Raw genomic sequence first — 25,192 nt, 5'->3', positions numbered from 1 at the left:
AGATACTCATAAAAGCTCGTTTTTGCACGTTTAGAGGCTTTATATATTGACACTTTCCATTATTTTCCATAGACTAGGGGATGAAAACGCCTTTCTCAAGTAACAATTGTTACTGCGAAAGCGAGAGGATGAAGAAAAATGCTAACAGGAGAGCGTCGAATAAAATTACTGGAAACCATTGAGAAGAAGCAATTTATCTCTGTATCCCAATTGTCTGAACTTTTTAAAGTGCATGAGACGACGATCCGCAGAGATCTTGATGAACTTGAAGCGCAAGGCTCAGTCGTCAGGATTCACGGCGGCGTCGTTCCCGCAAGCATCAAACAGGACGAACCCGCCTTTGAAGATCGTGCCACTGAAAATATGCTGGAGAAGACCCGTATCGGAAAGTACGCCACGAATTACATCAACAGCGGGGAAGCCATCATCTTAGATTCGGGGACGACGACTCTACAGATCGCACGAACTCTAAATGAGATGCCCCAGCTGCAAGACATTACGATCATCACCAACGATGTCAACATCGCCTCTGTCTTACGCTCCAATCGAAACATCACCACCATCGTTACTGGCGGGACCCTTTTCCATGACAGCTTTATGTTGAACGGACAAATTGCCAATGACTCCCTTAAACAGCTAAGTGTCGATAAGGTCTTCATTGCCACGCCAGCCCTCAATGTCGAAAAGGGCTTGACGCATTTTAATGAGCTGCTGATCACCACGAAGAAAAACATGATCGATGCCTCCGCAAAGAAGATCGTCGTGACCGATCATACAAAGATCGGACGCCGCGCCCTGTACACCTTCCTGCCGCTTGACCAGATCGACTTGCTGATCACCGACGATCAGACCGATAAGAAGCTGATGGATGAAATGTACAAAAATGGCATCAAACGCATCGAAAGTATTTAAAAAAAGCACCGTCTATGCTGTAGGGAGCCTACAACATAAACGGTACTTTCTATTTTTTACGCCATGACTTGGTCTTGGATGATCCCCGCCGCTTTTAAGAACATGCAGGTGACCACGGGGCCGACGAAGGTGAAGCCTCTTTTTTTCATGTCTTTCGCGATCACTGTCGCCTCCGGCAAGGTATTCGGAACCTCATCAGACATTTCATACGTATGAAGGATGGGCACACCGCCGACAAAATCCCACAGATACGCTGCGAAGCTGTCGTAATCGTCTAAGAGCCCTACGATCGCACGCGCGTTTTGCACCACTGCCTTGATCTTTCGATGATTGCGGATCATCTCAGGGTCCTTGGCGATCTGCTCGACATCTTCTGGGAAAAAAGCCGCAACTTTGCGAAAATCCATGCCGCAAAAATTCCGTTCAAACACCGTTCGTTTGCCTGCGGCAGCTTGCCAGCTTAACCCTGCTTGAAAAACCCCCACCGTCAGCAATAAAAACAGCAAGCGATCGTCATGTGTCGGCTTTCCCCACTGATCACTGTACCATTGCGATTTTTTCATTCCTCTGCACCTCCTGCTTCTTGACCCTGCGAAACGACACGTCCTTAATAGAACCACGTCAGATTCTTTCCTGACCGATCTCCGTTTTCATTTCCTTTAAAGATACCATGTGCTGCCCTGAGAGACAAAGATCCGACCAGTCTGTCGACTAGCCGGATCTTTGGTTACTTATTTTTTACGTTTGATGTAGACGATCCCTGCTAAAAGAAGCAACACGACAACACCGATGATCACTAGGATCATTGATTTTTGTTCGCCTGTTTTAGGCAGATACGTATGGTTACGACCACTGTAATTGCTTCCGTAAGTCGTTTGCGTTCCGCCCTTCTCTTTAGCACTCGTCCGTTTCTTGACGTTTTCCTTTCTGACTGTCACTACTCGTTTCTTCGCAGTCGTCAATTGGAAGGTCACTGGTTTCGTGTTCAAGATATAGCCCTTAGGAGCCTCTGTCTCTGCTAGTTGATACTTTCCTGGTTCCAAGTCCGATACAACAAGCGTCCCTGTTTTATCAGTCTTCAAATTTTCTTTTAAGACGTTGCCTCGTTGGTCTTGCAAAGCAAACGTCGCGTCGGCTAAGCCTTCACCCGTTTTGCTGTCTATTTTTCTCAATGCCACGGTACAAGTAAGACCATCGATCGTCTTGCCCTTATTCGTTTTCGTTACGTGTACTGGACTTGTTTGGCCTGCTTTGATGGTAAATGTCACAGGCTTGTCATCCAGTTGATACCCGGCTGGCGCTTTGGTTTCCACAAATTGGTACTTGCCTGGGGCCAATTTTTCCACTGCTAGACGGCCATTGTCGTCCGTTCTCATAACTTTGTCTCCACTAGCATCTGCCTTGCCTATTTTGATCGTTTTGCCTTCTTGCGTTTGTAACTTAAATTCTGCGCCAGGTAGAGGCTGTTTCGTCGCTTCATCGATTTTTTCTAAAATCACTGCGCCAGTGACGATGGCCTTATTGGTCTTTTTAAGTTCGATCGTTTCTGCTTGATCCTTCACTGTAAAGGTCACGGGCGTCGTATCCTTCACGTAGCCTGTTGGTGCTTCTGTCTCAACCAATTGATAGGTGCCGGGCGCCTGTGTTTTAAGGACGATTTCCCCTGATTTGTCGGTCACAAGATCAGACTCTAACACAGTCCCTTTCTCATTTTTCAGCTCAAAGGTCGCACCAGACAATGCTTCTCCCGTTTTTTCGTCCGTCTTCGTTAAGGTGATCGATCCGGGTTTCACAGGTGTCTTCGCATTGGTTTTCTCTACTTCTGCGGCTTTAGACTGAGCTTTCGTGATCGTGAATTCTAATGGTGACGCGTCTTTCTCGTAACCCGTTGGTGCTTGGGTCTCCACAAATTGGTAATCTCCAGGAGCCAAATCTGCAACTTCTAATTTCCCGTTGCCGTCCGTGATCAGATCCTCTTGCAGCGTCTTTCCAGCCTTGTCTTGTAATTGGAAGGTCGCGCCTTTTAGTGTTTCCTTCGACTGCTCGTCCACTTTAGTCAAAATAACTGACCCAGTTGACAAGGTGTTGGTTTTCGTCACATTGACAACTTGACCTTGACGTTCGGTGATCGAGAAGGTCACAGGTGTCTTATTCAGCGCGTAGCCTGTCGGTGCTTCAGTCTCCACAAATTGGTAGTCTCCGATCGTCAGATCCTTCACGGTGAAGCGTCCGTCAGTTCCTGTTTCGTGGTTCTCGCTGATGACAGTGCCATCCGCTTTTTCTAGACGGAATTTTGCACCTGCTAAGACGTCTTTCGTTTGTTCATCCGTTTTAGTCAGCTCGACACTGTTTGCGACCGTTTCTTTATTAACGACTTTGATCGCCGCCATATTCTCTGTCAACGTGATCGCTTTTCCATCTTTATACTCTGGATTGATCTCGTAGCCGTTTGGTGCTTTGCTTTCCTTCAGCAAGTACTCGCCCAGCGGCAAGCCTGTAAAGGACAGTTTGCCCTCGGCATCCGTATCTGCTTTCAAGCCTGTTTCTGTTCCGTCTTCTTTAAGGATCTCAAAGGTCGCACCTGCTAACCCTTGATCCTTCTCATTCACTTTCAACACGTCTAGGTCCGCAGTTTTCACCACACCCGTTCCGCTGCCGTTTGTAAAGCTTAGATTGACAGCCGTATTGGCTTGGCGGTAATAGGCATTCAGCGCGCCATAGCTTGAAGAATTCACTTGAGAATTGTTTTTTACTCCGCCTGGAAATTCACTGACGGTATTGTATTTTACTTGAATGTTGCTCTCTGCTTTGTAATCAGAAAACGCAATTTTGAACGTATTTCCTGTAAAGGACAAGCGGTAATGGTCGGTGCTGATCTTTTCACCAGTCGCCGTATCCGTCACAACAAAAGAAGTGGGATCATAGGCCGCATTCGTCGTTCCAGGAGTCAATGTGTCCGTGATCTCAGGATCTTGGACAGGCATGCCTGCTGTAATGTTTCTCGTGGTCACGGTCCAGTTCGCTACATTTTCTTTTACTGGGTCTTTGGCAACGGACTTCAATAGCGCGTACTCATAATTGTAGGCATACACGCTTGCTTTGTATTCCGCTGGTGTCTTGTCGTCATAGGTAACTTTTGCAACGTTGTCTAAGCGATTGTAGACATACCAGTCGCGTTTGACTCTGGTTCGGTATTTCACGTATACCCGTTTGGCGCCTAAATTGCCAAATTCCAGATTGACCTGATTGTTCTCCGTATCGATCTTCGTTGGGTAGGCGTCGGAATTTTCTGGGACCAGATTGTAGTCCGTCCCAAGGTAACGCTGGATGTTGTCGATCATTGATTGACTGGTCACTTCTTCAAAGCGGAGTGAGCCTGGCACAAGTTCTGTTCCTGCTGGCAGACTATCTTGCATCTTCGTTAAGTTGAAGTTGGCTCCGGTCGAATTTACAAAGACTAGCCAGTTTTGATAAAGATAATCGCCAGAAGTACTTGCTGTCTGGGCCAATTTTGCCCCGCCTGTGTAGTACGGATCAGTAAATGTCCCTTTCGCATCATACTCGATGACGCCTGGAGAATTACCGTAGTTCAACGTCGCCTTGTTTTTGATCTCGGTTTTCTCAGCAGAGGTTTCGATCTTCGTTTTGATCGTGATGACTAAGGTATCCTTCAGCTCGTTGTAATCCCCTAGGAAATCAATACGCACACCGCCATTGAAGCTATCTGGAGCGCCATTGACATTTGGCTTGGCACCAACCGGCGACCCATTTTCATCAAATTTAGTGACTTTATAGTCCACATTCTCAACTAACGGCACCGATTCCGTGTCAGAGATTTTCTTGCTGATCGTTAATCCTGTATAGTCCTTGACCGCACCAATGAAGTAGTCATGCACCACTGGATTTGTCATCTTGTATTTTTCAGCATTGACCGTGATCTTCCATTCCATCGTACGATTGAAGATGTCGATGGTCCCCGCTTCTTTTGACAATAGATTCGGAATAAGACTCACTTGCGCTTCTTTTGTTACCGTCCCATTCGTTACTTTGTTCTTGATGACGCGTTCAGTAGGATCGGTAATTTTAGTCGAATATCGAACGATGTACGCTTGTGTCGTCGCCGACTTAGGCGTAAAGCTCAAGGAATCCTTCCCATCAGGCGTGATCGTAAAGTCAGAGGTGCCCTCGCCTTCAGAAACGACCTCGTAATTGTTTTCACTCGTATAATTAAATTTAACTTTTTCAATACTGATCGAACCGTCAATCAGTTCGACACCTTGGTCTTTCAAATTGGCGAGCAACTGAGAAGAAGTCGTCAGCGGCTGCTCATTAAAGTTGTAGTTGATTTCCCAGTCAATGTTTCCTGTGTCTGGATTGATCTTTCCTTTTGCTTCTAACGGCTGCAGCGTCACAAACGCTTTGCTCGCATTGGTGTAATTCAACTGAGTGCCATTTTCATTGGTATAAGAATACGCATAAAAATAATTGTATTCATTTCCCGCGACAGATTCATCAACATAATTGTTGCCGTCAATACCGGATACGACCGATTCTGCGATGACCGCTTTTTTCCCGATGGACTTCAGCAGCTTGATTTCTGCGACAGGTCGATTGCTGTCTGCATTTTTATAGGTAATGGTATAATCAACGTCTTTTGTTAATAATGTTTTGCTGCCCACCAGCGTGCCATTGAAATCGACATCGCTGGAATAGACATTGACAGACTCAAAGCTCATTTTGCTGCCATAGTTATAGCCTTCCACTTGGTACATCCGATCGTTATTATCCGTCCGATCCAAATTGAACGCGGAAGTGATCGTCGCCTTCTTCGGATTCAATGTATCCATAGTGAGGGCAGTGGTATTTTTCCCTGGATCAACACTAGATGTCACATCGATCGAGAAGGTCGTTGGTGTGGGTGCCGTGTCAAAAACGACTTTCTGGTTCTCTTCGTCAATGCCGTTGACCTTTTCCAAAGACGTAGTCAACGTCAAATCATAAACTTCTGAGGAAACATTGTCCTCTAAAAAAGTGATCGTTAATTTCTTCGTCGCCGCATCGATCGTCCATTTTGCCGAAGTCATTGGACTAAAATCGCCAGATAAATCTTTTGCGATAGCTACTTGAGCAGGCAATTGTGTCGTGAAGGTATCTCCAGTCTGATAATTCTTATTAGAGAACGAGAATTTCAATGCTAGCTTGATCCCGGTCATATCGGGCAGCGTGTCATTCGGCTTTACTTCATCCCCATTGATTTTGTACATTTTTACCGAACTGAAAATATTGTCCGCGATAGCTGCACGCGCTTGTTTCTTTGCTGCTTCTTTTGTTGTTGACGCCGTTGTTGCTTGCGTGGCTTCTGCGGAAGACCCCGTGCTGTTGCCGTCAGCCGTTTGGTCTTTGCTGCTTGAAGTCGTTGTTGTTGCTGTCGTTGCTGACGTTGCTGACGTTGCTGACGTTGCTGCGGTCGACGCACTTGCCGCCGGTGGTTTCACCGCTGAAGAGAGGCTCTCCTTCTTCGCCGACTGCGTCGTTGATTCTGTGGTCCCTTGTGCATAAGCAAAGGTTGGACTAAGTATTTGAAGAACAAGTAACATTACCAACCCAACCACAACTAATTTCTTTTTCATTTTTATGAACACCTTCCCTAACTCGCTAATCAACGAAACCGATATCATTTTTCGAACCATTATCTTTCCGTTACATTAGACGTTTTTTGCTTTATTTTCATTATATAAATACCTAAAAATAAACTTTTAGTAATCAATAAATTATAAAACAATGTCAATTGTAAAACAACGTCATAAATTGGCACACACTGTGTTAAATTTTGAACATACCTACAACAAATCTAGATAAAAAAGAAGAGGAGTGGTGACAGGTACAAAAACAGGTCCTTTAGACAAGCAAAAAGGTGCTCTCTATCCTATAGAATAAAGAGCACCTCATCCTTCAATGTGCTTCCCTAATGATCATAGTTTAATTCAGTAGACGTTAAAAACAGGCGCGCCTTTTGCCTATTCTGTGACGCTTTGCACGTGGAATCTTGCTGAAAAGCGGCATAACGTTATAAATAACTTATAGCAGCTTTTCTATTTACTTAATAATAAAAAAAGTTGCTCCTCACGCTCCGTTTGACAGCCCAAATTTAAGGGGAAAAATAATGATTATGGTGTTTGCTAAAAAGGAGCGAACATTTTAACAAGATTGGATGTTTTCGTCCGCGATTTTGCCGCTACAGCCATACCGCTCACACTTCCGTAAAACGATTGCATGAATAACCGAACGTTCCAATAAACTCATCATTTCTAAGAAAAAAGAACGGCCTTCAGCTATGCTAGAATCAACCTATAAATAAGTTTTAATTAAGTAACTAATCGCTGATTTTCTAGACACTTTTTCTTAGATGTCTAAAAAGAACAGCGAATAAATTGCATAGAAAGGTGTGGCTCTTATGTTTAGAGAACTCTTCTTGACCCGCCAGCAGCAGAAGAAGATTCATTTCTTCCAGCTGATGGAAGGGTATCCCGCCGGCGAGTATTCCGTTCAAAGCCTCAGTCAACAGCTAGATTGCAGCTACCAGTCCTTTTTAAACATGTTGCAGGAGATCAACGACACACTCCTTGCCATTCACGAAGAGCCCCTGTTCATTAATTCTTCTACTATTTATTGGGAAAGCACGCCCACTCGTTCCAATAACTTTCTGATCACACAAGTCAAGCACTCGCTGCCGTATCGCTTTTTACTTTCCTCCTTGTTTCACCCAGATAAAAGCCTCCACAGCTTTTGCGAAGAACATGGAGTGAAGGAAATGACCGTTTTAAAACAAATGCGCCCCTTAACAAACTATTTGGAAGAATGCAATATTCGTACGAATTTGGCGAAGATGGCATTGATCGGTCACGAAGCGGTCATTCGAATGTTTTACATCAAGACGCTGTGGTCGGCATCGTTTGGGGATGATCTCAATACATGCGCCATGGATTTCACACCAGAGGACAATCTGGTCCGGGATTTGATGGACGTTTTCCACCTGCCTCTCCATCCTAAACTGGTTCGGCTCATGCTTTGCGTTTCCCGTTTGCGTAATACGCAACAGAAGCACTTGACCGCACTGCCTTTTGATGACCTCTTGTTTTCTCAGATCACGCCGCTGCTAGAGAATTATTTGAACAACCAACTGAAGACGGCTGAAGCGATCACGCATCAAGTGGAATTTTTTAATTATCTTTTCTATTACTACCCCTACGAAGCAAAGAATCAGCACCCTTCCTCCAATCCTTTGATGTTTTATTACACAAAGAACGTGGAGGAACGCGACCCCTTGTGTTTGGCGATCGACAGCTTCTATCGCTACTGCTCCTGCGAACTGCTGCAAGGAGTGCTAGGGGAGCAGGAGGAACGGATGCTGCTGAACAACGTCGCCCGAACGTTTTTAAGCTATTCGATCCAGAAAAAGGAGATCCCGCTGCTGTTTGAAACCGGCAGCAAAGAAAAATTCGTAGACTCGGAATTATACGGCGAACTCTATCCGGCGATCAAAGCAGCGGTAAAAAAACTTAGTCGCCGCAGACAGCTTGCTTGGCTGGAGAACGTCCTCGACTCCTTAGCCAAAACGCTTTGCTTGAGTCTGTTGCCGCTATTTTTCGTCACAGATGAAAAGATTCGCGTCGGCCTCGTGTCGATCCCCAATTATCTGTACCTGCAGCATGTCATCAAATACCTGCAAAGTCTCACGTTCATCGAGATCGTCTTTCAGCCACAGCCCAATGATCAGATCGACCTCTTCATCACGACCTTTAAAGAGCTTCTCCCCAAACAAAACGCGGCCCATTACCTATTGAATATTTTAAATACCAATTACGAAACGGATCTGCTGCCGCTGTTACTGTCTATTCAAAATAAAAAAAGATTTGCCTCATAAAAAAAATGCCTGTACTCAACATTTCCATTGAGCACAGGCGTTTTTGTTAGATATTTTGTTGTAAGTCTTCATAAAAGGCAGCTTTAGTAGCTGAGATATACGGTGCCAACCATAAATAAGCGATCCCTAATGTCAACGCTGTGACAAGGTACCAGCCGATAAATGTCACGTCCAGCCAGAAGAGGCGGCCCTTGTGACCGTCCATCAAGCGGCGGCTTGCAGTGATCGTATCCAATACTTTCGGTTTTTCTCCCGTTTGTTGGATCTGATCATAGTAGATAAAGTAGCTTTGAGAATACGCGTACGCTTTTACGATCCCCGGAATGATAAATAGCAGTGTCCATAAAGAAGTAAAAATGCTCGTAAGCAAGGCTAACAAGATCACTCCGCCAAGGAATACGCCTTGGAATCCACGAAATGCATCCTTCAATGGTTCGATATGCGTGCGGTCTCCCCGTAATAAATCTAAATAAGTCCAAGAAATCCCACTCATGAACAATGCACTGATGATCGAGGAAATGATCCCGGTTCCTCCGCCACTCGCACTGCTTTGATTGTAATCCGAAGCATAGGAGAACATACTGGTGCTATCTCCTCCGCCATGGATAATGTAGGCGATCACGCCGGATAGCAGGAAGAAAAATACTATCGCTACCGTCAACAATGTTGGGATAAGATTCAAAATAACCGCTTGCCCCCATTTCCCTCTCAACGCTTCTTTCGCTTCTGCTTTTAATTCAGCAGTCGTCTTCATAAATAATAACCCCTTTCTATCCAATAGTTTAATCTATTGTGGATTTTTTAGAAAGTGATTTAAACATTTGGCGGCAATTCATCCACTGCATCCAGTGCCTGCCAAAATTCAGACAACACCTGAGAATGGTAGCGGCTCTTTCGCATCACGACAGAAATATCATTGACCGAGCGCCAGTCTTTGACCTTTACTTCCTTCACTTTCCCCTGCTGGATCGCTTCTTGAACCAAGGGATACGGCAACACAGAGAGACCGAATCCCCCTTTGACCGCTGAAAGAAGCGCCTGCGAATCAATGCTCTCCCAAATTGGAAAAAGCTTGTAGCCTTTTAATACCGCCGCAGACTCAAACGTTTCCCGAACAGCACTCCCGCGTTCACGAAGAAGCAACGGCTGCTGCAAGAGCTCCGCAAAGCTGACTTCAGTCACTTCTGCTGCGGGCGCGGCGACGACACAGAGGCGATACTCCGCGATCTTTTTCGCTTGAAAAGAGCTCTGCAAGACATGCCCTTCAATAAAGGCCAGATCTGCCTCTCCGCTTTCCAGCCGAGTGATCGATTCAGAAGCTGGAAAGACCTGCACCTTAAAATGAACGTCTGGATGCGTCTTCGTGAAGCAGTGCAGCAATTGGGGCAAGGCGATCTGCGCATAGGTGATGCACGAAGCGATCGTTACCGGCGGCTGCTTTTCCAGACTGGGCAAGCGCGCCTCTACAGATTCAAAGGCTTCTATGATCGGCTGGATCTCCCGCAAAAACAACGTGCCAGCAGGCGTCAGCTTGACACTGCGGTGCAGTCGTTCAAAAAGCTGTGTCCCCGCCTCCTCCTCCAAATCTTTGACTGCATGAGAAATGGCCGATTGCGTCATATATAGCTGATTAGCCGCCTTGGTAAAATTTTGCGTTTTCGCAATCTCGCGAAAAATGACACATTGCTTGTAATTCATACATGCCTCCTTCCCATGAATTCCATTCATGTCTATAGCTTAATAGTATCATTTCACACATGGCAATCCAACCGATATACTAGAGAGAAAGCAGTAAGAAAGGGGCTTTCCATGACAAAACTCAAATTTTATTTATGGCTAGCAGGAATCAATTTATTCATCAGTACCTTCACCTTTGGCGGCGGCTATGTGGTAGTCCCCATGATTCGGAAGTATTATGTCGAAGGAAAAGACCTGTTCTCCAACGATGAATTGATCGAAATGGCGGCAGTGGCGCAGTCCTCTCCCGGTGCGATCGCCATCAATCTAAGCGTATTAGCCGGAAAAAAAGTCGCGGGAATGCCGGGTGTCTTCATCAGCGCCATCTGTGCCATCATTCCGCCGCTCGTCATTTTAGGATTGATCTCAAATTGGTATGCGGCTTTTGCGGCCAATGTAACGGTGATGGCTGTCCTAAAAGGCATGCAGGCCTGTGTCACGGCTCTGATCATTGATTTGGTGATCGATATGTATCAATTGATCCGACAAGAAAACTCTAAATTATTGAGTTTACTGGTGCCTGTCGCCTTCATCGCAAATGCCTTTTTCAACTTGAATGTGGTCTATATTTTAGTATTCAGTGTCGGGATCTGTCTCCTTCACACCTATCGCCAACAGCAAACAAGGGAGGTCTGATCATGGAATTATTCTGGACATTTTTAAAAATCGGCTTATTCAGTATCGGCGGCGGGTATGCCATCATTCCGCTGATCCAGGAGCAAGTCGTCACGCAGCAAGGTTGGCTCAGTGAAAAAGTCTTCAGTGACATCATCACGATTTCGCAAATGACGCCCGGGCCATTAGCCGTCAATACGTCTACCTTCGTGGGGATGCAGCTAAACGGGATCACTGGCGCTATCGTAGCTACTGTCGGATGTATTTTAGGCGGCTGCCTCATCTCTATCGGCCTGTATCAATTTTTCCAAAAGCACCAAGACTCCCTTTATGTTTCCACCGCCTTGAAAAGCTTGAAGGCCTCCTCCGTAGGCTTGATCATGTCCGCAGGGTTCACGATCCTGCTCCTGACCTTTTTTGAGACCTCTGACTTTTCCAGCAGTCTGCTCGCCCACTTTGATTGGAAGGCCGCGATCCTGTTTCTTGTTTCCCTGATCCTGCTGCGCAAGTTCAAGCCCAACCCGATCCTCTTGATGTGCTTCGCCGGAGTTGTCGGCTTCTTTATCTATTGATCCTTCACTAGATAAACTAGGGTCGAAGGGACTTTTTTCTTATGGAAAAATTGTCTCTTCGATTTTTTGTGTTTCTTGACTGCTCTCACAGTACAAAAATACCAATAAAACGAATTTTCAACCTGCTAACAGAAAAATAACTCGAAAAAAAGTGACGATAAATGAAACAACTTTCACAATTTTTCTAAACCCTCTCGGTTTATTACTATTTTTATTATTTATTGCAAGAAAGATTATTTAACTGAGTTCTCTCAGTAGAGCGATCCCCTTTCCTCCATCATCAAAAGAATTCATCCGGTTCCTTCCTTATCTTACGAATCGTTATTTAATTCCTGTCAAATCGACATTAACCTCATTTGTTTCACAATATAATCCACTTATCATCCCTATAATAAAAACAAATAGGAGCTTTTTGTGAAAAGCAACACTTTCAGATTGCTAAATAGCGATTGTAATTTTAAATGCGGCATAGTACAATTCAAGTAGAAACAAGACCACAACGATACGCGCAACATTCCATAGTTTTATGCTGTCTCCTTTTGACAGCCCTCACTTATTAAAAAGATTGTCATCCCAATCTTTTTTCAACGATTGTCATCCGATCACATAGATGTCGTTCTGCAATCGTCACTTATTTTCCCATTATCCTTTATTTAGCGATGTCTCATATGAAGAGTCTTCACTCCTCGACGTCACTTTACAATTGAATATCATCCATCTAGGTATGAACACTCTTCTTTTTTAAAGAAAGGAGTTCCTATATGCAGTCAAAACTATTTTATGGCTATCGTGTAGCCTTTGGTTCCTTCATCGTTATGCTGACGCATTTAGGTTTTTTAGGGTGTATTGGTGTCTTTATGCCTCATATCGCCAAAACACTGAATTCGCCTTTGAGCGACGTCTCTCTGGTGGTCACGACCGCTACTGGCGGTGCTTTCGTGTGCAGTCTGTTCGCGTCTAAGCTGATCACCGCCCTGACACCCAAGCGGACGTTGTATCTGTCCAGTGTTGTTTGTGCCCTTCACTATGTTGTTTTTGGCTTTGCCCCGCATGTTTCCTGGTTTTGGATCGGCGGCGTCATGGCCGGCTTTGTCATGGGGTTTGGTACGAATGTCGCGGTGGCCTCGATCATTTCTGCTTGGTTCATCGAAAAACGTTCGACGGTCATCGGTTTAGTATTTGGCGGCGCGGGCTTTGGCTCGGCTATCGCGATGTTTGTCGCGGGACAACTGATCGAAAATTTTGGTTGGCGGACGTCCTATTTTATTTTAGCAGCAGTCATTTTGGTTTTAGGGATCGTACCGAATCTCTTTTTGATCCGGCTGCCCGAACAAAAAAAGATGAAGCCCCTTGGCTGGGAGAAGCAAGAAGAATTAGAAAAAACAAGTTCAGAGTCAACTGGTTTAACGTTGGCTGAAGCAAAACAAACCCCTACCTTCAAACTATGGTGGGTCGCGATCTTATTGATCAGCATGCTCTTTACTGGTTTTTCTTCCTTTGCACCTTCCTTCTTCCAAGCGTCTGGCATGACACATCTTCAATCAACGAACATCACAAGTATCACGAATCTCGTAGGTGCTGTCTTTATCATGCTCTCAGGAATGATCGCTGAGCGTTTCGGTATCCGGATCTATATTTCGTATATCTTGATCTCATTTATGATCGGCACTTCCCTGATGGCGACTTTTCCGAATACTAGCTTCCTTTTAACAGCCTTGACCATCGCCTTTATCGCTCTTAGCGCGCCGGCATCCAATTCGTTTCCGCCTACGATCACGACTGTCGGCTTCGGAACGAAAGACTACACCAAGATTGTCGCGCAATTTGCATCCGCCAATTATTTGAGCAAAGCGGTCATGCCGATCATCATGGGACAAATCGACCGCATCACTGGGAGTCTTCGGACCGGGTTTATTTTCCAAGTCTTTCTGGCCTTCATCGGTCTTTCACTCCTGCTGATTGGGCTGAAAATGGCGCCGAAGATCATCACCATCGAAACCTCTGATCAAAAGAAAAAAGCAGACGAGGATGTGATCGAAAATGCCTAAAATCTTAGTTCTGAATCTCGGCGGGACCTCGACCAAAATAGCGATCTTTGAAGATACTAAACGAATCGAAGAAACCAATATCCACCATCCGAGGGAAGTGCTGCAGGATTACCCGACAGCTCTCGGACAAATCGGCTACCGCAAGCAGGTCGTCTTGTCTTGGCTTTCTGAACGCGGACTCTCGATCGACGACTTTGATTGCTTTGCTTTGCGGGGATGCAGCTTGGATTGTGCTACCAAAGGCGGAACTTACCATATCAATGACGTGGCGATCCAAGAATCCAAACAAAAAATCGCAGCGATCCCAAATTTTTATCACGGCACACAGATCGTCAACTTGCTGGCTGTCGAATTAGATGACAACCGAGGATTGCCGATCTATCTAACGGACCCGCCGAATGTGAATGAATTGATTCCAGAAGCAAAGATCGCGGGGCATCCGACCTTTGAACGAATCCCGATCATCCATGTGCTGAATGCAAAAACAGTCGGTCGCAAATTGATGGCGGATCTCGGGAAAAGCTATGAAACCTCTCGTTTGGTCATTTGCCACATGGGTGCCGGTGTTTCAGTCAGTGCCCACCTAAATGGACGGATCATCGACGGAAACAATTGCATCAACGGCGAAGGCCCTATGTCCCCAAACCGCGTGGGCCAATTGCCCTTGAAGCAGTTGATCCAACGCTGCTTCCACACAAATTTAACAGAAGAAGAAATACTAAAATTGGTTCGGCAAGAAGGCGGGATCAAAGCCCATCTAGGCACTTCAGATATGCGGAAGGTTGAAAAATTAGTTGAGGAAGGAGACGAGAAGGCAACACTGATCCTGAAGGCATTCGTTTGGCAGATCGCCAAAGAAATCGGCGGATACACCGCGTGTCTAGATGGACAGACAGATTACATTATTCTAACCGGAGGGATCGCCCATTCGAACATGATCACCAAAAAAATCATTGAAAAAATCGAGCGGTTTGCTCCTGTCCTGGTGTTTGGCGGTGAATTGGAAAGTGAAGGGTTGGCTCTAGGCGCACTCAATGCCCTATTAGGAAAAATCGATGTGATCGAATACGAAAATCCTGATATCGAAGCAGTCGTTTCTTAACGCAAAGGAGAGAAAACAATGGAAGCAAAAACCTTTATAAAAGAAATTGTCGCAAAGTCAAAAAAAGCGCAGCAAGTCGTTGAAGCATTCGATCAAGAACAGCTAGACGCCATGGTCAAAGGAATGGCAAAGACGATCTACGATAACCGAGAACGCTTGTCCAAAGAAGCCCACGAAGAGACCGGCTTAGGAACCGCAGAAAACAAAATCACAAAACACATCTCCTTGACCGTCAATCAATGGAATTTCCTAAAGGGAAAAAAATCAACTGGCCTCATTAAAGAAGACGAGGAATTGGCCCTACTGACCTACGCAAAACCGATGGGGGTGATCGGGTCCTTGACTCCCAGCACGAATCCTACAACGACAGCGACTCACAATGCCCTGATCTCTGTAAAAAGCGGAAATTCGATCATCGTCTCTCCACACCCGAAAGCCAAAAGATGTACTGCTCTGGCGGTCCAACTCATGAACGAAGCCATCATCGCAGCCGGCGGCCCTGAAAATCTCGTCATGTCAATTGAAGAGCCGACGATCGAGTTGACGGACTTATTGATGAAGGAAGTCGACGTCGTTGTCGCTACCGGCGGATTCGGCATGGTAAAAGCAGCCTATTCCAGCGGCCGACCGTCATTCGGTGTCGGTCAAGGAAACGTTCAAACGCTTTTTGACGATTCTTTAGAGGATATTGATACCGCAGTCGGTACCGTCATTTTCAACCGTGCGTATGATCTGGGACTCCCATGCACAGGGGACCAAACCATTTACATTCCGAAAACAATCGCAGATGCCGTTTTAGCTGCGTTCAAAGCGCAAGGCGCCGCCATTTTCGACGACGAAGCAACGATCGATAAATTCCGTAAGAAGGCCTTTGTAGACAGCCATCAGAACTTAGAGATCGTTGGACACCCAGCCGCCTCCGTAGCCAAAACAGTCGGTATCGAAGGCGTACCCGAAGAAACCAAATTACTGCTGTTCAAAGTAGAAAAAGCAGGCAAAGATGAGCCTCTAGCCAAAGAGATCCTTTGCCCCGTCGTACGCTACCGCATTTACGAAGACTTCGCAGATGCCGTCGAATGGGCACGGACAAACCTACTGATGGAAGGTGCCGGGCACACAGCCACACTCTTTTCAACTAGTCAAGAACGCATCCGCCACGCCGGTGCACGACTGCCTGTTGGTCGCGTGATGGTCAATCAAGGCGGCGCCTCCGCATCAGGCGGACCCATCAACAACGGGTTAGAACCAACGATCTCATTAGGCTGCGGCTCGTGGGGCAACAACAGTATCTCCGAAAACTTGACCTATCATCACTTGATGAACGTCACCAGAGTCTCTAGCGTCATTCCCGATGTCGCCCCTTTAGACCCAGAAAAAGTATTCGAAGACTAACGAGCCCCTAGTACAATCGCCGATTTAACAGCAGGTATGCATGAGCATAAAACTCATTTTTCCTCGGAAAAATGACTACCAAAATACGAATTAGGATGTCCGTTCCACTTTGACAACGAATCTAGCGAACAAACAATTCACGAGTTCCATACAAAATCGTTGCTGAACACGTTTAGTGGAAGGATATGCGTGATGAGCATAAAACTCATTTTTCCTTGGAAAAATGACTACTAAAATACGAATTAGGAGATGATCTACTATGTTACCTCATAGACCGTTTAAAACGATTCCCCCGATTTTCTTTGATATCGGTATCTCTAAAGAAGTGGGCCAGCGATTGGTGGAAGCGGACGCGAAAAAGACAATGCTGCTTTATGATAAAGGGATTGAAAGCACCGGTATCAGCAAACAGATTGCACAATATATCCGCGATGCCGGCATCGAATTGATCGAAAACAACAGTATTCAAGCAGATCCGCCTGACACTTCTGTCAATGCCATTGCAGAGATCGCTCGAGCAGAAGAAATCGATAGTATCGTCGCACTTGGCGGCGGAAGCAGCATCGATACGGCAAAATGCATCAGCCTGCTTTTACGAAATGAAGGAACGATCGACCAATATTATGGCGTCTTACCGCAAAACCCTGGTGTTTTCCTGATCGCGATCCCTACGACCGCTGGAACAGGCAGTGAATCCACGATCGGCGGTGTTATTACCGACACAGCGACTAAAACGAAAAAAGTGGTCGGCGGACCTGGGCTGCTGGTTTCTCAAGCCTTGCTTGATCCTGAACTAACTGTAGGCGTGCCGCCATATATTACTGCAACCACAGGTTTCGACTCCTTGATGCACGCTTTAGACGGCTTCATTTCTGAATATGCTGGGCTGTATACCAAATACCAATGCGAAAGCACGGTCCGGCTATTCCGTAAAAGTATTCGTTCAGTCGTTGAAGATGGGAAAGACATTGAGGCACGGGCACACATGATGGGCGCTGCCGTAACTGGCGGGATGATCATCACAGGCGCCAGTTGCAGTCTGATCCATTCCTTTGGCCACGCGATGGGCGGCGCCTACCCTATCGCTCACGGCAATGCCGTCACACTTTTTGCTCCAGCCGTCTTGGAATTTGTCAGCGAAGTGAAACCTGATGAAATCAAGTGGATCGCTGAGTTGTTTGAGATTGACGTTGCGCAAACGGATTCTCCAAAAGAAATCGCTGAAAAAATCGGCGTAGCGATCGCTACACTCGCAATGGAAATGGGCTTGAAGAGCATCGATGAATATGAACCAGAACCAGAAAAATTGTATCAAATCATTGAACGGGCAAAATCCGATGTGATGACGAAGACCACACCACGGCCTCTCGAAGACGAAGACGCAAAATGGATCATCGACCGGACCTATGAGATTCATCGCGCGATCCATCAGGAACCGGTAGCCTAAGTAAAGGAGGTGCTGTGATGTTCCAAACGCTCGAAGCATTTTACGAATCGGCTAAAAGCAAAGGACGTAAGCATGTCGCGGTCGCCGCCGCAGATGATTTTCATACCTTGGAGGCTGTCCACCAAGCAGAAAAGGACGGTGCCATTTTCCCGATCCTCATCGGCTTAGAAACAGGGATTAAAGAAAAGCTGACTACCATTGATCCTGCCTTTTCAAACTTTGCGGTAATCAATGAAGAGGACGAAACAGCGATGGCAAAACTCGCTGTGCAGCAGGTCAAAGAAAAAAAGGCCCACTTTATCATGAAGGGTATGTTGAACACAGGGACCTTGCTGAAGGAAATCGTCAACAAAGAGGAAGGATTAAATAAAGGTGGAACGATCTCCCATATTTCGATCGTTGAAATTCCTGGCTACCACAAATTGCTCCTGCTCACTGATTGCGGCATCATGATCACTCCAAACGCGCAGCAAAAAGCCGCGATCATTCAAAACGCTGTCGACCTGCTGCTCACGGCTGGGTATACATGTCCAAAGGTCGCTGCGTTATCGACCGTTGAATTTGTCAATCCAAAAATGCCTGATACCGTTGATGCAGCCGCCTTGCAAGCCATGAACGAAGCAGGTGCCATTACGAATTGTGTAGTGGAAGGGCCGATTTCTTTTGACATCGCCTTAAATGCAGAAACTGCAAAATTAAAGGGCTATCAAGGGGTCGTCCCCGGAGATCCGGATATTTTGCTCGTTCCATCTATCGCCACCGGAAATATACTGATCAAAGCCTTGGGACGTTTCGTTCCTAATATTCGTACCATCGCCTTAGCATCAGGCGCAGGCATCCCGATCGTCGTTACCTCCAGAGGAACACCCGTCGTTGGTAAATACCGCTCGCTCCTCGCCGCCTGTGCAGTAGCAAAAGAACAATAAAAGAAAGCCAGAAACACTTTTCCATATGTGTTTCTGGCTTTCTCTGTGTTTTTACTACCGATTTCAGTAAGTCTGATTCCTTCCAAATCAATGATCATAAAGAGATTTCTTTCCCTTCATCCTTGCGTAAGTTTTTAAATAAAGGCTCCTTTCACAAATGAAGTCCGCCTCTTAATGAATACCAGCACCCTCTTCTCGTTTTTAAAACTTGTGTTCCCCAAAATCAATGATAAAATAGGGGAATCACAGAAATTAAGGAGAAGCGGAATACATGACCAATGCATTAGAAATAAAAGACCTAAAAAAAAGATACGCGACAGGCGTTGAAGCGCTAAAAGGCATTGATCTCGTCGTTGAAGAAGGCGACTTTTATGCTTTATTGGGACCGAATGGGGCTGGAAAATCGACCACGATCGGCATCATCACTTCTTTAGTCAACAAAACCTCCGGCAACGTGAGCGTCTTCGGCTACGATCTAGACAAGCAGCTCGTTATGGCGAAGCAGCAGATTGGCTTAGTCCCGCAAGAATTCAACTTCAATCCCTTCGAGACCGTCCAACAGATCGTTGTCAACCAAGCGGGCTACTATGGGGTTCCTCGTAAAGAAGCCATGATCCGCAGTGAAAAATACTTGAAGCAATCCGACTTGTGGGAAAAACGCAACGTTCGAGCACGGATGCTTTCAGGCGGGATGAAGCGTCGTTTGATGATCGCACGTGCACTGATGCATGAACCGAAGCTGTTGATCTTGGATGAACCAACCGCTGGCGTGGATATCGAATTGCGTCGTGAAATGTGGACGTTCCTTAGAGAATTGAACGAAAATGGAACAACGATCATCTTGACGACCCACTATTTAGAAGAAGCAGAAATGCTTTGCCGCAACATCGGAATCATCCAATCAGGAGAATTGATCGAAAACACCAGTATGAAATCCTTATTGGCAAAATTACAATTCGAAACTTTTATCTTCGATTTAGAACCCTACGACACGCAACCAACGATCAATGGGTTCAAGCACACCTTTGCGGACGAGCAGACGCTTGAAGTCGAAGTCGTGCGGGATCAAGGGATCAACGAACTGTTTGAACAATTAACGAACCAAGGAATCAAGGTCCTTTCTATGCGGAATAAATCCAACCGCTTAGAAGAACTATTCCTGAAGATCACGGAGGAAAATCATGTCTAATCTTTATCTCACTGCCCTAAAAAGTTTGGCAGCTAAGGAAACCAATCGCTACTTGCGAATCTGGGTGCAGACACTGGTGCCGCCAGTGATCACCACGTCGCTATATTTCGTCATCTTTGGAAACTTGATCGGCGGACGGATCGGAGACATGGCGGGCTTTTCCTACATGGAATTTATCGTGCCCGGCCTGATCATGATGTCTGCGATCACCAGCTCTTATGCAAATGTCTCTTCTTCCTTCTTCTCTCAGAAATTCCAGAAGAACATCGAAGAGATCCTTGTCGCTCCGGTTCCGACCCACATCATCATCTGGGGGTTCGTCGCAGGCGGTGTCGGCCGCAGCGTCTTGGTGGGGACACTCGTGACCATCATCTCACTCTTCTTTGTGCCGCTGCATGTCTATTCTTGGGTGATCGTCGTCGTTACGCTACTAATGACAGCGATCCTATTCTCATTAGCAGGTTTGCTGAATGGGATCTTCGCTCAATCGTTTGATGATGTCTCGATCGTACCAACCTTTGTGTTACAGCCGTTAACGTACCTTGGCGGTGTTTTCTACGCGATTTCGATGCTGCCGCCTTTTTGGCAAGGCGTATCAAAGATCAATCCGATCGTTTACATGATCTCCGGCTTCCGCTACGGCTTCCTCGGTGTCATGGATGTATCGATCGTTGTCTCGCTGTCGATCTTAGTCCTGTTTATCGTTGTTCTATATAGCGTCTGCTGGTATCTGATCGATCGCGGACGCGGATTAAGAAGCTAAGTAAAATAGAAAAGCTAAATAAAAAAGAACTGGATGTGCCGAATCAATGATTCGCATCCAGTTCTTTTTTGTAGTTTTGTACCGCCTCGATACCTAGAAGCAGGCCATAACAGGTATCACTGCCGGAGGTATGTCCGATCGCCAGCAAGCCCTCCACGACAGAAGCCAACTCAGCCTCAGAGTGTTCCCGCTGCAAGGCCTGTTGCAACGCGATGAAGGGAGAGCTGGCATAGCCTGAGAGCATCGCTGCTAGATAATTCCCACTCACGTCTGTTGTCCGCTTTTGCGCCGCAGCAAGCGGTTCTGTCAACTTATCCAGGAAGGGATGCTCGTACGACCGAAGCATAAATAAGTACCCCATCAGAAGATCGTCTCCGCTAGGTGTCAGCCCTTTTCCCCTTCCGACAAAATAGGTGATCAGCTCGTGCCAATCGCAGGACTCCTGACCGGGATTCCTGAGAAATTCACTATAGACGCGCTCTTTTTCTCCAAGAACCAGTCCTAACCGTGTTTCTAATTGTTCCTCTAATAAAACCCGTTTTAACCGTTCAAGGACGCTTCCTTCATAGACCATCGCTCTCACCTTCAGCGAGACAGGAAGGACTTCAGAGAAAACTACCTTTTTGACCCCTGAAGCATCATAGACCGTGATTGAATCTTCAGCGAGTTTGACCACATTGCCTTGCTGACAAAAGGGGCGGAACTGGCGAAACGTTTCTTGAGAAAGCTGAATACCAAAACTAGATAAGAATTCTCCTGAGGCGGTCAGATTGATCAGCTGATCCTTGACACTCAGATTCAACGACTGATCGAATACACTGTGTACTTTTCCCACCGTACCGAAACGATCTATCGGCAGCAAATACGTGCTGATGCGTGCTGCGTTAGGTTTCATAGCCGATCCTCCTTCCCTTCTCAGATAATCCATAAAAAGGCAGAAGAAGCTCCTGCCTTTTCTTTCTATTCTACTCTATGATGGACACGTGGTGGTCTACTTTTACTGTCACACGACCATTTTTGATCACATACAATCTTTCTGGCACATCAATGATTGCATTGGCTTTTACTTTTGTATCCAATAAAATCAAATCGGCCTTTTTCCCGACACCGATCCCGTAATCCTTCAAGCCTAACGCTTTCGCTGGATTTTCAGTGATCATCGGCAGCACCGTCGGTAAATCATCCGCCCCGCCTAAATGTCCTACAGGGATCGCCAACATCGCGATTTGAATCAAGTCGCCATTGCCATACGGAGTAAACGCATTACGGATATTATTTGTTGCTAAACAAACATTGACACCCGCGTCGCGCAATTTACGAATCGGTGTCACCCCTCGACGAACATTGTATTCATCATTGCGTGCACCGAGATGAAGGTCTGTTGCCGGTAATGGCATCACATTGATCTTGGCTTTTGCCATCTTATCGATCACACGATCCAATTGTTCCTTCGGCATCGCGTGCAATGCGGTCAAATGTCCTACCGAAACGCGTCCTTCATAGCCTTCCTCAAGGATCTTATCACAGAGATACTCGATCGAGGTGTCGTCCGCTTCATCAGCAAAATCCTGATGCAGATCAATGTCCTTGTCATATTTCTTCGCGATCTCAAACACCAGATCAATATGCTCATTGGCAGGTGCATCGTTATAAGGAATTCCCCCTACCACGTCTGCCCCCATGTCCATTGCTTCATACATCATTTTTTCCGTTCCAGGAGCTTTGAAGATGCCTTCTTGAGGAAAGGCTACGACTTGCATATCGATCCGATCTTTGTATTCTTCTTTAAGCTTCATGATCATGTTGAAGCCAGTAAATCCTTGTGCCGGATCAAACTCTGAATGTGTTCTCACCGCTGTTGCACCACGGCGAATGATCATTTCCAGCGCTTCTTTGGCACGGGTGTACACATCTTCTTCCGTAAACGTCGGCTTCAGCTTCGCCGTTACCTCGATCGCTTCTTTTAATGTTCCAGATTTGTTCGGTTCACGATCCGCGATCAATGCTTTGTCTAAATGGATATGGCTTTCCACCAATCCGGGAATCAGCACACGCCCCGCAGCTTCAATGACTTCTTTCGCTGTTCCGTTGATTTGCGGCGCAATTTCTGTGATTTTCCCATTCTCGATGGCGATATCCTGCAATTCTTCGCCATCAGCGAGTCTTGCCTGTTTGATTAATAAATCCATTTTCCCACTCCTTGTCTAATTAAGAATCTATTTTTATCTTTTTAAGTATCACTCGTCCCATTAACCAAAGATCAAGCCAATGACCAACAGTAAGACAGACGCCATGCTCAACCACTTGATATTGCCCTTTACGACATCCAGAATAGGAATCTGGAAGCCGGATGATAAGGCCTGCATCGTTATATTTACGAAACTCATTTGACTGCCCAAGCCTACGCCGATCGTCACAAAGCCTAAAGCCAACGGCGGGAACCCTAAGGATACGGCTACTGGCAGTACTAAGGTCAAGACGGACCCTACATACGCTCCTGCCGGCACCCCGATCAACACACCTGTCAGGATCGCCACAGGGACCACGACAAATTCTGGCGCGTTCTGAGCCACTCCCGCAATTACCGCAAAGGTGCCTGTTTGAGCGATCACGTTGATGAAGGCTAAGAAGATTCCTACTTGGAACAAGCGCGTCAAGATATACGTCGAGCCATCTACCATTGCTTCGACCGATTGGTTCATGGTGAAATCTGTACAAATAAATACTAACGCCAACGTCAAGACCATATAGACCAACGGCGTGAAGAGTGTGAAACCGATCAGCTCATTCACGATGGGTCCAAAGATGACTGCAAACAGTAAAAAGATCGCAGGCAACGTCAATTTGAACAATTCGCCATTTGTTTTTTTATCAAAGACATCATCGGCAGATTCTTTAAAACCGATCTTCCGACGTTTCGTTCCCCAAAAAGCCAAAATAATTGCCAGAACTACAAACAGCAACCAATAAGGACGCATCGTTGATACATAATCACTCACACTGACATCGCCTAATTTAGAGACGATGCTTGATTCTAATGAAGCTGGAGACGTTGTAAATGACACGGCTGCTGAAAGCGACATTGCCGCGATCAACTCAGGTACGACACCGACTGCAGCAAATGCCAAGGGAGCAATAACCATGGCGCTTCCGCCGCCGATCCCCGACATATACGTTGCAGCCGCCAGCAAGATGACAATAAAAGCAGAGACATATTCCACTTTTCCTTTTGTTCCGCGTTTCGCCAACGTCAATGCGGCAGAATAGCTTCCTGCCTTAAACACAGCCATGGCGATCGCTGAGTTGATGATTGGGACAGTGATGCTCAACATAGAAGGGATCGTCTCTAATAATTGCGCATTGGCATCGGCCAAGCTGATCCCTCCGATCACCATGGCTAAGACACCTGCAACCAACCCGGCAATGATCATATCTACTTTCAAAAACAGCAATACCAATACTAAGATCAACGGGACAATGACCAATAAGGCTTGAAAACCTGTCGGTGCAGTTACTTTATCCAAAGCCTCAGCAGCGTATGCGTTGATTCCTGATGTCGCGCCAATCAGCAACATCAATAAAAAGAACGTTATTTTTCGCTTCATCGCTATACTCCTCACATTTTTTATGAACAACTTATCCTTGTTCCATAACCATCTACGATATTGCTTAAATTCTCGATCGAGGTGATCACAGCTTCACGTTTTTTACTTTCCTGAACAAAATCAATCGCCGATTCTACTTTAGGCAGCATACTTCCCGCTGGAAATTGATTTTCTTGGATGTAGCGCTTGGCTTCTGCGATCGTCAGCTTTTCTAATTTCTTTTGATTCGGTTGATTGTAGTTGATGTAAATATTATCAACTCCCGTCAAAATAATTAAACGATCTGCCTTGATTTCTTTTGCTAAATGGTTGGCAGACAAATCTTTATCAATGACCGCTTCGACCCCTTCGTATTCTCCCTGCTCGTTTTTGATCACGGGAATCCCGCCGCCACCAACACAGATCGTAATGATCCCCGAATCCACCAAGGACAAGATCGCTTCTTTTTCAACGATCCGCTTTGGTTTTGGTGACGCAACGACTTTGCGATACCCGCGCCCTGAATCCTCTTGATACGTGCCATCTCCAGCCGCCATTTTCTCGTCTGCTTCCGCCTTTGTATAAAACGGGCCGATGGGTTTCGTTGGTTCTTCGAAGGAAGGGTCTTTCGCGTCCACTTCTACTTGTGTGATGACACTAACGACAGATTTCTGAATGTTTCTCTTTTGCAATTCGTTTTGGACCGCTTGCTGAATCCAATAGCCGATACTGCCTTCTGTCATCGCCACATTGGAATCCAGCTTCATCATAGGGGTCTTTTCTGAGTCTCCCGCTTTTTGCTGGATCAGCAGATTCCCGACCTGTGGACCATTCCCATGACAGATAACGACTTGTTCTCCTAATGCAATGAATTCGATAATATCTGACGCGACTTTGCGTACGACCTCCTTTTGTCCCTCGTCAGTTGGAATGGTATCTAAAATGGCATTTCCGCCTAAAGCTATCACATTTAATCCCATG

19 protein-coding genes are annotated in these 25,192 nt (G+C 46.0%); 11 read left to right on the top strand and 8 right to left on the bottom strand.

Annotated elements, in window-relative coordinates:
- Positions 1–138: 138 nt before the first annotated feature.
- Complete coding sequence (locus IGI66_RS02495) at positions 139–912, top strand: DeoR/GlpR family DNA-binding transcription regulator (RefSeq protein ID WP_010781864.1); 774 nt, start codon at positions 139–141, stop codon at positions 910–912.
- A 56-nt stretch (positions 913–968) separates the two neighbouring features.
- Here the strand turns inward: IGI66_RS02495 and IGI66_RS02490 are convergent, their stop codons facing one another.
- Both IGI66_RS02490 and IGI66_RS02485 read right to left on the bottom strand, forming a co-directional pair.
- A complete protein-coding gene (locus tag IGI66_RS02490; protein ID WP_010781865.1) occupies positions 969–1,475 on the bottom strand; it encodes a DNA-3-methyladenine glycosylase I in 507 nt (168 codons plus the stop codon).
- 168 nt (positions 1,476–1,643) lie between these two features.
- Positions 1,644–6,542, bottom strand: a complete 4,899-nt coding sequence (locus IGI66_RS02485; protein ID WP_438847390.1) for a SpaA isopeptide-forming pilin-related protein — start codon at positions 6,540–6,542, stop codon at positions 1,644–1,646.
- An 824-nt stretch (positions 6,543–7,366) separates the two neighbouring features.
- Between IGI66_RS02485 and IGI66_RS02480 the strand changes: the two genes are divergently transcribed.
- Entirely contained in the window at positions 7,367–8,836 is a 1,470-nt protein-coding gene (locus tag IGI66_RS02480; RefSeq protein ID WP_438847388.1) for a helix-turn-helix domain-containing protein, read from the top strand.
- 46 nt (positions 8,837–8,882) lie between these two features.
- Here IGI66_RS02480 and IGI66_RS02475 read toward each other — a convergent pair whose 3' ends face one another.
- Together IGI66_RS02475 and IGI66_RS02470 are read right to left on the bottom strand one after the other, a co-directional pair.
- Entirely contained in the window at positions 8,883–9,590 is a 708-nt protein-coding gene (locus tag IGI66_RS02475; RefSeq protein WP_086306133.1) for a DUF975 family protein, read from the bottom strand.
- A gap of 59 nt (positions 9,591–9,649) precedes the next feature.
- Positions 9,650–10,534 carry a LysR family transcriptional regulator gene (locus tag IGI66_RS02470; protein WP_438847386.1) on the bottom strand — a complete coding sequence of 295 codons (885 nt, stop codon included), beginning with the start codon at positions 10,532–10,534 and terminating at the stop codon, positions 9,650–9,652.
- A 111-nt stretch (positions 10,535–10,645) separates the two neighbouring features.
- Between IGI66_RS02470 and IGI66_RS02465 the strand changes: the two genes are divergently transcribed.
- The 9 genes from IGI66_RS02465 to IGI66_RS02425 all read left to right on the top strand — a co-directional run bounded on the left by IGI66_RS02465 (position 10,646) and on the right by IGI66_RS02425 (position 20,627).
- A complete protein-coding gene (locus IGI66_RS02465) occupies positions 10,646–11,209 on the top strand; it encodes a chromate transporter (protein ID WP_301517021.1) in 564 nt (187 codons plus the stop codon).
- A gap of 2 nt (positions 11,210–11,211) precedes the next feature.
- Positions 11,212–11,760, top strand: a complete 549-nt coding sequence (locus tag IGI66_RS02460; protein WP_114523873.1) for a chromate transporter — start codon at positions 11,212–11,214, stop codon at positions 11,758–11,760.
- A gap of 761 nt (positions 11,761–12,521) precedes the next feature.
- Positions 12,522–13,808: an MFS transporter gene (locus IGI66_RS02455; RefSeq protein ID WP_114523872.1), complete on the top strand. Its 1,287-nt coding sequence runs from the start codon at positions 12,522–12,524 to the stop codon at positions 13,806–13,808.
- On the top strand, positions 13,801–14,910 hold the full coding sequence (gene buk, locus IGI66_RS02450; RefSeq protein WP_438847383.1) for a butyrate kinase: 1,110 nt from the start codon (positions 13,801–13,803) through the stop codon (positions 14,908–14,910). The genes IGI66_RS02455 and buk overlap by 8 nt, the downstream gene beginning before the upstream one ends.
- A gap of 18 nt (positions 14,911–14,928) precedes the next feature.
- Complete coding sequence (locus IGI66_RS02445; RefSeq protein ID WP_438847381.1) at positions 14,929–16,302, top strand: aldehyde dehydrogenase family protein; 1,374 nt, start codon at positions 14,929–14,931, stop codon at positions 16,300–16,302.
- Between the two features lie 259 nt (positions 16,303–16,561).
- Positions 16,562–17,749 carry an iron-containing alcohol dehydrogenase gene (locus tag IGI66_RS02440; RefSeq protein WP_367377570.1) on the top strand — a complete coding sequence of 396 codons (1,188 nt, stop codon included), beginning with the start codon at positions 16,562–16,564 and terminating at the stop codon, positions 17,747–17,749.
- Positions 17,750–17,766: 17 nt separating this feature from the next.
- Entirely contained in the window at positions 17,767–18,675 is a 909-nt protein-coding gene (locus IGI66_RS02435) for a phosphate acyltransferase (protein WP_438847379.1), read from the top strand.
- Positions 18,676–18,946: 271 nt separating this feature from the next.
- Complete coding sequence (locus IGI66_RS02430) at positions 18,947–19,864, top strand: ABC transporter ATP-binding protein (protein WP_086306129.1); 918 nt, start codon at positions 18,947–18,949, stop codon at positions 19,862–19,864.
- Positions 19,857–20,627, top strand: a complete 771-nt coding sequence (locus IGI66_RS02425; protein ID WP_288227991.1) for an ABC transporter permease — start codon at positions 19,857–19,859, stop codon at positions 20,625–20,627. The genes IGI66_RS02430 and IGI66_RS02425 overlap by 8 nt, the downstream gene beginning before the upstream one ends.
- A gap of 43 nt (positions 20,628–20,670) precedes the next feature.
- Here IGI66_RS02425 and IGI66_RS02420 read toward each other — a convergent pair whose 3' ends face one another.
- The 4 genes from IGI66_RS02420 to arcC form a co-directional block, all read right to left on the bottom strand.
- On the bottom strand, positions 20,671–21,522 hold the full coding sequence (locus tag IGI66_RS02420; protein WP_438847376.1) for a DUF2877 domain-containing protein: 852 nt from the start codon (positions 21,520–21,522) through the stop codon (positions 20,671–20,673).
- A gap of 70 nt (positions 21,523–21,592) precedes the next feature.
- Positions 21,593–22,816 carry an amidohydrolase family protein gene (locus tag IGI66_RS02415; protein ID WP_431378436.1) on the bottom strand — a complete coding sequence of 408 codons (1,224 nt, stop codon included), beginning with the start codon at positions 22,814–22,816 and terminating at the stop codon, positions 21,593–21,595.
- 60 nt (positions 22,817–22,876) lie between these two features.
- On the bottom strand, positions 22,877–24,202 hold the full coding sequence (locus tag IGI66_RS02410) for a citrate transporter (protein WP_394371529.1): 1,326 nt from the start codon (positions 24,200–24,202) through the stop codon (positions 22,877–22,879).
- Between the two features lie 50 nt (positions 24,203–24,252).
- Positions 24,253–25,191, bottom strand: a complete 939-nt coding sequence (gene arcC / locus IGI66_RS02405; protein ID WP_438847374.1) for a carbamate kinase — start codon at positions 25,189–25,191, stop codon at positions 24,253–24,255.
- Between the last annotated feature and the right edge of the window lies 1 nt (position 25,192).

It is taken from the genome of Enterococcus sp. AZ048 (assembly GCF_051715125.1).
GTDB classification, from domain to species: Bacteria; Bacillota; Bacilli; order Lactobacillales; family Enterococcaceae; genus Enterococcus_A; species Enterococcus_A gilvus.
The sequence above is the reverse complement of the archived record's forward strand: the minus strand, read 5'-3'. Positions and strand labels throughout refer to the sequence as shown.